At 38.3% G+C, this 12368-nt stretch carries 6 protein-coding genes; all 6 read left to right on the plus strand.

The window, feature by feature from the left end; translation table 11 throughout:
* Window positions 1-303: 303 nt before the first annotated feature.
* On the plus strand, window positions 304-1059 hold the full coding sequence (locus tag N4597_RS00810; RefSeq protein ID WP_285156438.1) for a DeoR/GlpR family DNA-binding transcription regulator: 756 nt from the start codon (window positions 304-306) through the stop codon (window positions 1057-1059).
* Window positions 1056-1967 (plus strand): 1-phosphofructokinase, encoded by a 912-nt coding sequence (gene pfkB / locus N4597_RS00815; protein WP_056976923.1) that lies wholly within the window; start codon window positions 1056-1058, stop codon window positions 1965-1967. Before N4597_RS00810 ends, pfkB begins: the two co-directional genes overlap by 4 nt.
* Before the next feature lie 32 nt (window positions 1968-1999).
* Complete coding sequence (locus N4597_RS00820) at window positions 2000-3952, plus strand: PTS fructose transporter subunit IIABC (RefSeq protein WP_089144690.1); 1953 nt, start codon at window positions 2000-2002, stop codon at window positions 3950-3952.
* A gap of 153 nt (window positions 3953-4105) precedes the next feature.
* Window positions 4106-7162, plus strand: coding sequence for an N-acetylmuramoyl-L-alanine amidase (locus N4597_RS00825; RefSeq protein WP_260904163.1), 3057 nt, complete (start codon window positions 4106-4108; stop codon window positions 7160-7162).
* 541 nt (window positions 7163-7703) lie between these two features.
* Window positions 7704-8690 carry a hypothetical protein gene (locus tag N4597_RS00830; RefSeq protein ID WP_172575648.1) on the plus strand — a complete coding sequence of 329 codons (987 nt, stop codon included), beginning with the start codon at window positions 7704-7706 and terminating at the stop codon, window positions 8688-8690.
* Between the two features lie 400 nt (window positions 8691-9090).
* Window positions 9091-12000 carry a glucosaminidase domain-containing protein gene (locus N4597_RS00835; protein ID WP_260904166.1) on the plus strand — a complete coding sequence of 970 codons (2910 nt, stop codon included), beginning with the start codon at window positions 9091-9093 and terminating at the stop codon, window positions 11998-12000.
* Window positions 12001-12368 lie beyond the last annotated feature (368 nt).

Genomic DNA, 12368 nt, shown 5'->3' on the forward strand with positions numbered 1-12368 from the left:
TTTTAATTTTTGGTGGCGGTTTCTTGATGGTTTTGTCGGTGATTATGATTGATTTTGAATGAATTTAAATTAACAACTAAGAAACCGAATACAAATTTAAAATAATAGATGTAAACCTTGCCTTTATTAGGTTTGTAAGCTTCTGTTAGTGATGATTTTGGTGAGTAAGGCAGATTTTTTCATGAAAAATAAGCAAAAACAGGCGGTAAATTCCCGAAAAAATGAAGGTATTTGAAGTTTTTTGAAATTTTATGATTGATTTTTAGATTTAAGGGTGCTATTATATTGAAGGAGGTAATGAAAGTGCTTGCAGAAGAACGACATCAAATCATTCTAAATTTGCTTAAAACTAATAGCATCGTCAAACTCCAAGACATCTGTGAGCAAACGCAATGTTCCGAATCATCGGCGCGGCGTGATCTACAGCTCCTAGAAGAACAAGGACTCTTGGTAAGGGTTCATGGGGGAGCCAAGATTAAATATTCGCTCCAGCGTGAATTGGATATGACTGGGAAAGCTTCAAGAAATACCCAGGAAAAAGCTGCGATTGCTACGGCTGCTCAGGCTCACGTCCAAGCAGAAGATGTAATTTATCTGGATGCGGGGACATCTACTTTAGCCTTAATTTCTTTATTAGATCCAAGCTTACAGCTAACGGTTGTTACTAATGGTGTGATGCATGCCTCACTATTAGCAGACCGGGGGATTAGGACCATCTTGGTTGGTGGCGAATTGAAGAATACCACGAAGGCGATTGTGGGGGTTGAAGCCGTCGAAGCCTTGAAGAAGTATCGGTTTAACAAGACGTTTCTAGGGATTAACGGGATTCATCCTAAGTATGGCTACACGACCCCTGATCCCGACGAAGCGGCGGTTAAAGCGGTGGCGATAGAGCAAAGTGAACAAGTCTATGTCTTGGCAGACTCAAGCAAGTTTGATGCTGTTTCTTTTGTGAAAGTAGCCGAAATTGGTCAGGCGACCATCATTACTAGTAAGTTACCTCAACGTATTGCAGGTCAGTATAGTAATCAAACAACCATTCAGGAGGTTTTAACATGATTTATACGGTAACAGTCAATCCCTCGATTGATTATATCGTGCAACTAAAAGAACTAACTTTAGGTGAAGTCAACCGGATGGACTATGACAACAAGTTGCCAGGTGGGAAGGGAATCAACGTTTCCCGGATCTTAAAAGAACTTGGTTTAGATAACGTTGCCCTAGGTTTCTTAGGTGGTTTTACTGGTCAGTTTGTTAAGGAAGAATTGGAAAAGGTTGGTTTGAAGACTAACTTCACTCCCGTAGCTGAAGATACACGGATTAACGTTAAGATTAAGGCTCAAAGCGAGACGGAAATTAATGGCCGGGGCCCTAAGATTTCCGAAGCAGAAGTAGCGGCCTTCAAAGCGCAATTTGACAAACTAACTGCTGACGACGTGGTTATTTTTGCTGGGAGTTTAGCTCCTAACCTTGATGATAACTTTTACTTTGATTTAATTGAACTTATTCGCTCTAAGGGAGCCCAATTCGTAATTGATACTACCGGTGAAAGTTTACTCAAGACCTTAGCACAAAAGCCATTAGTGGTTAAACCAAATAACCATGAGTTAGCAGACTTATTCGACGTTGAATTTACGGGTATGGATGACATCGTTAAGTACGGGCGGAAGTTATTAGACTTAGGTGCACAACATGTTTTAATCTCAATGGCCGGTGACGGTGGGTTGATGATTACTAAGGACAAGGTTTATCGCTCTTATGCCCCTAAAGGGACTGTGATTAACTCTGTTGGTGCTGGGGACTCAATGATTGGGGGCTTCGTTGGAACTTACGCTAAGACTAAAGATCCACTAGAAGCTTTCCGCTATGGACTAGCATGTGGTTCAGCCACAGCCTTCTCCGAAGACTTGGCTGATAAGGCTAAGATTGATGAAATCTTACCACTAATTAAGATTGAAGAATACTAAAAAGAATTACTAAATTAAGGAAGTGTTTATTCATGGACATTCGTGACTTATTGATGAAAGACATCATGATCATGGATTTAAAGGCAACTACTAAAGCCGAAGTAATCGATGAAATGGTTCACAATTATTTCGTCAAGGGAATTATCAGTGACGAAGAACTCTATAAAAAAGATATCCTTGCACGTGAAGCTCAATCAAGTACAGGGATGGGGGAAGGAATCGCTATTCCACACGCCCACGATACGGCTGTTAAGAAGCCAGCCGTAATGTTTGCTAGAAGTGAAAAGGGGATTGACTACGACTCAATGGACGGCAAGCCAGCCCACCTCTTCTTTATGATTGCTGCTCCAGAAGGCGGCGACAACACACACCTTCAAGCCTTGGCTGCTTTATCCCAAGTCTTAATGAACCCAGACGTGGTTAATGCTTTGAAAGCTTCAACAACTGCTGACCAAGTTCAAGACATCTTTGCTAAGGCTGTGGCTGAAAAAGAAGCTCAAAACAAGGCGGAAGAAGAAGCTGAAAAGGCAGCCGCTAACACCAACAGTGGTCGGCCTTACATTGTAGCCGTAACAGCCTGTCCAAACGGGATTGCCCACACATACATGGCTGAAGAAAACTTGAAGAAAGCTGCTAAGGCCTTAGGGGCTGACATCAAGGTTGAAACCAATGGGTCTGAAGGGGTTAAGCACCGTTTGACTGCTGACGAAATTTCCCGGGCCGTCGGGGTCGTAATTGCAGCCGACAAGAAGGTTGAAATGGGCCGCTTTGATGGCAAGCCACTTGTAAACAAGCCGGTTACAGCCGGGATTCAACACCCAGAAGATTTGATTCAACAAGTGCTTGACGGCAACGCCTCCGTTTACCACGCAACTGGTGATGACAGCAGCTCGTCAGCTGAATCAGATGGGACTGTTTGGGGTAACATCTACAAGCAATTGATGAACGGGATTTCCCACATGCTTCCATTCGTTATCGGTGGTGGGATTTTAATCGCAATCTCCTTCATCGTTGAACAATACATGGGTGGAGCTAAGGCCCCTGCCTTCATCTTCTTGAACAGTGCCGGTAGTTTAGCCTTTGCCTTCATGGTACCTGTTTTAGCTGCTTACATTGCCGAATCAATTGGTGATAAGCCTGCCTTAATGCCTGGTTTTGTCGGGGGGTTCATGGCCTCAATCGCTAACTCATCATTAGGTGGAGCTTACCACGTTAACTTCCAAGCTAACTCAACTTCTCCATCTGGTTTCTTAGGTGGGATTGCCGCTGGGTTTATTGCTGGTTACTTAGTATTAGGCTTGAAGAAGTTATTCGCTGGTCTACCACGTTCAGTTGAAGGAATGAAACCAATGTTACTTTACCCAATCTTTGGTTTACTCTTCATTGCCTTGGTAATGTACTATGTAATCAACCCAATCTTTAGTACCATTAACATTTGGATTACTCACTTCTTGAACGGAATGGGTACTGGTAACTTAGTTCTCTTGACTTTAGTCTTAGCCGGAATGATGTCAATCGATATGGGTGGTCCTTTCAACAAGGCTGCTTACGTCTTTGCTTCCGGGGCATTTGCTAACGATCCTAAGTCCGCAACAGCTGCAATCTTAATGGCTGCCGTTATGGTTGGGGGGATGGTTCCTCCATTTGCAACTGCTATTGGGACTGCTTTCTTCAAGAACAAGTACACTGAAGATGAACGTCGTGCCGGTGTTACTAACTGGGTTTTAGGTTTCTCATTCATTACTGAAGGGGCAATTCCATTTGCAACAGCCGATCCAGGTCGGGTTATTCCTTCATGTATCGTAGGTTCAGCTGTTTCTGGTGCCATCGTTGGTGCAATGCGGATTGGTATTCCAGCTCCTCACGGTGGTTTCTGGGTATCACCATTAGCAACTAACGTTTGGGGTTACTTCTTAGCCGTAATCGTTGGCTCAATCGTAGCCGCTTTAATTATGAGCTTCTGGAAGAAACCAGTTGAAAAGTAAAACTTAATTAGGATTTCCCCCGTCTTTGAAGATGAACTTTGGAGGCGGGGGTTTTCTTATAAATTACAAATTAACAACAAATCAATAAAGGCGTTGCAAGTTAATGCAGTATCGCTTACTATAAAGCAAGTTAGTAAATTAGGGGTGAAAAAGTTGGAATTAAAAAAGAGATACAAAATGTATAAGGCTGGTAAAGCTTGGGTGGTAGCACCTGTTGTCTTCTTGGGATTAGTAGCGGGCTTAAGTGCTAACGTTAAGCAAGTAGCTGCTGACACGGTGAGCCAAGCACAAACAACGACGGTAACGGCCACTGTAAGTAGTCAAAGTCAGGCAAGTACGGCTAGTTCAGAAACAACAACTAGCCAGGCTGAAAGTACAACCAGTGCTGCTACTAGCACGGTCGCAACCACAGCTACTAGCGAAGCCAGTGTGCCTGTAAGTTCAAGCCAAGCTACAAGCACCAGCAGTCAAGCGGTTAGTTCAGAAGCACCGGCTAGCCAGGCTTCTACGACGGTAACAAGCCAGGCCAGTGCTAGCGTGGCGACAGCTAGTGTTGAAGCTAAGGCCAAGGTGGCCCCAGCTAGTTCGGAAGCTGCTAAGACTTCTGAAACTAAGGAAGATTACCCAACACCTGCAGTTTACGTTGAGAAAAACGAAGGGGGCCACTGGTACCTTTACGTTGGTAACCAAAAACAAACTGGCTTCCAAAAGTTAAAGGACGGCCGGGTGGTTTACTATAATAACGCCGGGCAGATGCAATACGGGCAACAACAAATAAATAGTCATTGGTATTTATTTAATAAGTGGAGTGGCGCAATGCAAACGGGCTTCCAAAATATACCAGAACAAAATAAGACGGTGTATTATGCAAGTAACGGTCAGATGCAATACGGGCAACAACAAATAAATGGTCACTGGTATCTATTTGATCAATGGAGTGGTGCAATGAGAACCGGTTTTCAATATATATCGGCTCAAAGTAAGACGGTGTACTATGCAAGTAATGGTCAGATGCAATATGGGCAGCAACAAATAAATGGTCATTGGTATTTGTTTGACAAGTGGAGCGGTGCAATGCAAACAGGTTTCCAAAATATACCAGAACAAAATAAGACGGTGTACTATGCAAGCAATGGTCAGATGCAATACGGGCAACAACAAATAAATGGTCATTGGTATTTGTTTGACAAGTGGAGTGGCGCAATGCAAACAGGCTTCCAAAACATACCAGAACAAAATAAGACAGTATATTATGCAAGTAACGGTCAGATGCAATACGGGCAACAACAAATAAATGGTCACTGGTATCTATTTGATCAATGGAGTGGTGCAATGAGAACCGGTTTTCAATATATATCGGCTCAAAGTAAGACGGTGTACTATGCAAGTAATGGTCAGATGCAATACGGGCAGCAACAAATAAATGGTCATTGGTATTTGTTTGACAAGTGGAGCGGTGCAATGCAAACAGGTTTCCAAAATATACCAGAACAAAATAAGACGGTGTACTATGCAAGTAATGGTCAGATGCAATACGGGCAACAACAAATAAATGGTCATTGGTATTTGTTTGACAAGTGGAGTGGCGCAATGCAAACAGGCTTCCAAAACATACCAGAACAAAACAAGACAGTATATTATGCAAGTAATGGTCAAATGCAATATGGTTGGCAAAAAATAGGCGAAGATTATTATTATTTTGATTTAGCTTCTGGTGAAATGATGAGAGGTCAAAAAAAGCTAGGAAATGTTTGGTACAATTTTAATTTAAAAACAGGGAAAATGTCTACAGGCTTTACTTATTTGGAAGATCAGAAAAAGACTGTTTATTATGATAAAAATGGCCATATGCAATACGGCCAACAGCAAATCCAAGGTAAGTGGTACTTGTTTGACAAAGCAAGTGGTGAGATGAAGACAGGGTTCCAATATATTCCAGAACAAAGTAAGACGGTATACTATGCAAATAACGGCCAGATGCAATATGGCTGGCAACTAATTAATGGAAAGTACTACTATTTTGATACTGCTTCGGGTGAATTGTATAGAGGAATAAAGAAGATTAATAATAAGCTTTATTATCTTGATGATAATGGAGTAATGAAGAAAAATGAGCTAATCTATGATGCAAAGACGGCTACACTTAAGTACGCTAGCAATGATGGTAGTTTATTAGCTAATAATAACTATAAGGTAGGTAGTGAATATTATACTTTTAATTCGCTAGGTGTTTTACAGCATTCAAAAGGAGAAGCAAAGATTATCGATAAGTGGTACTTATTTGGTAATGATAATAAGGTTTTAGTTGGTTTTCAAAAATTAATTGATGGTAGAACGGTTTATTATGATATAAGTACAGCTCAAATGCAGTATGGTCAACAACAGATAAATGGTCACTGGTATTTATTTGATAAATGGAGTGGCGCAATGCAAACAGGCTTCCAATATATTTCTGAACAAAACAAAACGGTATATTATGCAAATAATGGTCAGATGCAGTATGGACGTCAAAACATAAATGGTCATTGGTATATCTTTGATACAGCTTCAGGCGATATGTACAGAGGGTGGAAAACAGAAGGAAATGATTGGTATTACTATGATAAAGATAGTGGCCAAATGAGAACAGGAAATGTAACTATAAATGGTGTTAATTATACTTTTGACAACAATGGTAAACAAATTCTAAATTATAATATTGACTATACTTATGCGTTAGCTCCGGGAGAAGGAGACGATGCTATTGCTGCTAATAATTATATTGTTTTACATGAGGTAGGTACTGAATCAGGGGCTGCTGCTAATGCTAGCTACTTTAAGCATAATCTAAATAGAAGTGAGACGTATGTAACTTTTGTAGTTGGTGATGGCGGTAAAGTTTATCAAGTTGGAAAGCCAGGCCAAGTTTCTTGGGGAGCAGGATACAATGCTAATCATAATGCTCCAGTTCAGATTGAATTGGGTCGTACCTGGAACGGAAATCAATTTTGGCAAGATTATGTTACCTACATTAGGTTAGCACGAGATATGGCTGGGAAATATGATATTCCACTTACTTTGGATGCTGGTAGTGCAGGTACTAGAGGAATTAAGAGCCATAATTGGGTTAGCCATAATATTTGGGGAGACCACGTGGATCCATATGGTTATTTAGCAAGATTTGGAGTTAGTCGGTCCAAATTAGCGCACGATTTAATGTATGGCGTTTGATTAAAAATATAACGTCATTGATAATAATTTTTTAGGAAGCTGAAAAAAGTCTCAAAACTTATAAAGTGCTAGAAACTATGTTTACTGAAAACATTGAGTTCTAGCATTTTTTGTTGCGGTTATTTCTAAGTTCTAGCTAAAAATTTAGTTTTTTCTCAGTCTCTTTTTGTTTTATTCAAAATGTATGAGTCTAAAATTATTGATAATAAGCTAGTTCTAAGATTACTGAAGTTATTGAAATAATGTTGATTACTTAATTAATATTATTTTATTGACGTTGTTATAGTAATTAATAGAATTTGGTAGTGTTTTTTACTATAGTGAGGTAGCCCTAAAGAAAATATTTTGTTATTTGACTACCAAGGTAGATAGCGAATATGCGGTTTAAGTTATGCAATGTAGGATTATTTACAAAAAGTACCATTGCGATAGTTGGTTAAAAGAGTATAAAATGCTGAAATTTTCTAATATTCTTTTACTATAAAAGTTTGTCATAATCTAATCACAAGGGTATAATTTTAGATGAAAAGGGGGGATTTCTATGCGGAAATTCAAAAAGAGCCTACTAACCATTGGTGCTACTGTACTAGTAGTTGCTGGGTTAGGTGGATGCGGTAATAGTAATGATAACGAACAAAGTGCCAGTCAATCTACTAGTACCAGTCAGGTAAGGGCTGCTAAAATAGCCTATGATAAATCTTTGACTCAACTAGATAATGGCCGAGTTAATAAAGCTTATGAAACTTTAAAACCATATAAGAATAGTGAAATTAAAAAGGTTAGCCAATTGGCAATTAATACTGGTGATTTAAAGATTGTTAAGGATAACTTAAACGCTAATAAGTTGAAGAATGCTAAGACAAAGTTAGCTGACTTACTGGAAGTTACTGAGCCGACGGAATTTGTTAAACAAGTTAAGGCAACTAATAAGGAATATAGTGTAATTAACTTAGCTAATACCTACTATGCGGAAATTCAAAAATACTATCAAGCCCAAAAGTATAATGAAGCCCAAGGTAGCTTAGAATCCTTAGAAGATTTAGATTCTAGCTATAAGGTAGTAGCGGGGTTACAACAAAAAGCTAAGACTTATAAGCAAAAGGTAGCGACTGCTTTAGCTGAAGAAGCAAGTAAATCTAGCGCGGCAGCAGTTAGCTCCAGTTCAACAACTAGCACCTATGTAAATACTAAAAACTCTACATTAGCTAGTTCACAATATAGCACTCAAACAGGGGCAGATATTTCATCAGCTCCAAGTCAAGCTGTATCCTCAGTAGCTAACCAATTGGCCGATGAAGGCATTATCAGCCAATTTCAGGCTGCCAGTGGTGTAGTTAAGCAGACTGGTGATCAATACTTTACTCAAAATCAAGGAAATAATAATTATCTGATTGAAATTAGAACCACTAGTGCTACTAACCCGGGAGTTTCGGTATTAAAAGGAATGTATCGCTTTAATACCCAAACTAAAGTTGTTCAAAAGATGGACAGCTTAACGGGAAGTTATAAGCAAGTTAGTGTAAATTAATGAATTTCAAGCTTTTTGTTAAATAGTTTTGTAAAAATAAATATTTTTAGGTGGACTCCATAGAACTCGAGTAGTTCTCGTGGGGTTTTTTGTGTTTTCAATAATATTTTATGGTAAAAAGATTTCATTATGGAATATATCATTACACAGTAAAAAGTATAGAACCGAAATAGTATAATATGCTCCGGATTTTGATTTAAGTTTTTTGAAAGGATCCTTTGTAGTATCTGCTCGTATTTGTTTAATTTAGAAACAAGAATAGTGATTTTTGAAAATTTTATAAATATTTCAATTAGTCAACAAATACATGGGAAATATTGACTAATAATATGTGTTGCGCTTTAATTTAAAATGGACAGTTAGAATTTAACTAGGGAATTGGAGTATGGAAAGGAATTTTATGAAAAAAACAAGAAAAAAGCAATTCGTTAAAAAATATAAAAAACAAAAGTTAAAACAATTATATTTGGCTTCCGGAGTTACTTTGTTAACTACCTTGGGAACAGTCGGTTTTTCAGTACATGCGGATACGATTGGAGCTAATAACGTTCAAACAGAAAAGACAGCAAATGTAACTGCAGCAGCTACTAACGTTAATACTACGAGCAACGTACACGCTCTACGTTCGAATGATTCGATTGTTCATAGTGGTGAAAAGGCGCCACAACAAACGGCGACTACTAGCTCAGTCAGCTCACAAGCAACTTCAGTGAGTATAACTTCTGCAAGTAGCGAGTCCCATGCTACAAGCACTACTGCTGTGCCTAGTCAAGAGGCAATTTCTACACCTACAAGTCGAGCAACGACACCAGCTGCCAGTGTTAGTTCAAGTTCAAATACGACTACTAATTTGACTGTTAATCAAGCTAGCCAAAGCTCCACTACTAATAATATAGTGACTACTAGCAAAGCTACTGTTAAGGAGATGGTAGCACCTAAGGTACTAGCAACTACTAATCAAGCAGTAGTTACTCCTAAAACTGATTATGGATACCATGGTGATATTAAAAATGATGTTTCGGCTAGTACTGGGGCTAAGGCACATGATGCAACTAACGTAGCAGGAGTGGCTAATAACTCCAACGTAACTCCAAGTGTAACAAACGCGTCTTGGACTGTGCAAAATTTCGTTAACCAAATCGGTAGCGCAGCCATGCAGGTTTCTCAAGAATATGGGGTATATGCTTCCTTAATGATGGCCCAAGCCGGACTAGAAAGTGCATGGGGACAGAGTACTTTAGCAACTAGTGCTCATAACTTATTTGGGGTTAAGTATAATGGTATAGGTGAATATGTCTTGATGCCAACATTAGAATATTATGGTGGGGCTTATCACCGTGTGAATGCTAAGTTTCAAAAGTATAGCAGTTATTACGATTCACTTGTACGCTATGCGCAAATGATTAATAATAACTTTCCTAATTCTTCTAAGAGGGCTGGCAGTTATCAAGCAGCCGCCCAAAACTTACGCTACGGGGTTTACGGTACCTATGCTACGGATCCAGCCTATGCAAACAAGTTGATTAGTGTAATTAATACCTACTCCTTCTATCGTTTTGATCAACCAGTTAGCCAGGAAAAATACGAAAACGGTCACTGGTACCTATATAGAAATGGCCAAAAGCAAACTGGCTTCCAACACATTAATAATGGCAATAAGGTGGTCTACTATAACGGTGCTGGTCAAATGCAATACGGCCAACAAAATATTAATGGGCATTGGTATTACTTTGACGAAGCTTCAGGTGCGATGCAAACAGGTGTGAAGTACATTGCTAGTCAGACAAAAAATGTCTATTATAATAGTCAAGGTCAGATGCAGTATGGAGAACAGTATATTAATGGATCATGGTATCTATTTGATAGCGCTTCTGGTGCGATGAAATATGGATGGCAAAAATTAGCCAAGGGTAATAGGACAGTCTTCTATGATAACACAGGGAAAATGATTCATGGTCAAGCAAAAATTAACGGATATTGGTATTATTTTGATGATGCAGATGGTCATGAATTAACATCGCAGTTTAAGTGGATAGGGTATCAAAATAAAACGGTTTATTACAATGATCAAGGTCAGATGCAATACGGGCGACAAGTTATTAATGGTAAGGTGTACTATTTCGACAAAGCATCAGGACAATTGAGAGCAAATGTGTTTTATTATAATCCCACTACTAGAGGTATTCAGTATTATGATGGTCAGGGTCAAATAACGTACGGACAGGCTAAGATTAATGATCACTGGTATCTTTTTGATAGAGTTGGTAATATGCAAACCGGTTTTCAATATATTCCAGAACAACATAAAACAGTTTATTATGCAAATAACGGACAGATGCAATATGGTCAACAACAGATAAACGGCAAGTGGTACTTATTTGATAAGTGGAGCGGGGCGATGCAAACTGGTTTCCAATATATTCCAGAACAATATAAAACAGTCTACTATGCAAGTAATGGACAAATGCAGTATGGTTGGCAGAAGATAGGTAAGGACTATTATTATTTCGATGAAGCATCAGGTAAAATGCAGACAGGCCAAAAGAAATTAGGGAATGTTTGGTATAATTTTGATTTAAAGACAGGTAAAATGTCCACAGGTTTTACCTATTTAAGTGATCAAAATAAAACAGTTTATTATGATAAAAATGGTCATATGTTATATGGTCAGCAACAGATAAATGGTAAGTGGTATTTATTTGATAAATGGAGCGGAGCAATGCAAATTGGTTTCCAATATATTCCAGAACAATATAAGACAGTTTATTATGCAAATAATGGACAGATGCAATATGGTCAACAGCAGATAAACGGCAAGTGGTACTTGTTTGATAAGTGGAGTGGAGCGATGCAAACCGGTTTTCAGTATATTCCAGAACAACATAAAACAGTTTATTATGCAAATAATGGACAGATGCAATATGGTCAACAACAGATAAATGGCAAGTGGTACTTATTTGATAAGTGGAGCGGAGCGATGCAAACTGGTTTCCAATATATTCCAGAACAATATAAAACAGTCTACTATGCAAGTAATGGACAAATGCAGTATGGTTGGCAGAAGATAGGTAAAGACTATTATTATTTCGATGAAGCATCAGGTAAAATGCAGACAGGTCAAAAGAAATTAGGGAATGTTTGGTATAATTTTGATTTAAAGACAGGTAAAATGTCCACAGGTTTTACCTATTTAAGTGATCAAAATAAAACAGTTTATTATGATAAAAATGGTCATATGTTATACGGTTGGCAAGTAATTAATGGAAAAAAATATTATTTTGATCCCTATTCAGGTGCTTTAAAGCAGTAAAATTTGCTAATGAAGTAATATTAAAAAATTAGTGTATGATGAAAAGTTCGATAAATTAATTATTATCACTATTTATTAATTAAGTGCCATAATATATTTTGCTGAGCATATACATTAGTAAAATTTGTGGCTTTGATAACTTGATTAAAGGATTCAGGCTTTTTGTCAACAACTATGTAAAAGTAAATATTTTTGGCTCTTTGTCAACAACTGTGTAAAAATAAATATTTTTAGATAAGTTCCATGAAGCTCATGCAGTTTTCATGGAACTTTTTTCTTGCCAAAACAAGTTTGCAAGTAGACTCGTGCTTTAAGATGTTTAAAATTTCTCATAAGAAATGAAAAAACTCCAAGTGCGAAAACGTTCA

The sequence above is a fragment of the Ligilactobacillus agilis genome (assembly GCF_025311475.1).
In the GTDB taxonomy this organism is placed as follows: domain Bacteria; phylum Bacillota; class Bacilli; order Lactobacillales; family Lactobacillaceae; genus Ligilactobacillus; species Ligilactobacillus agilis.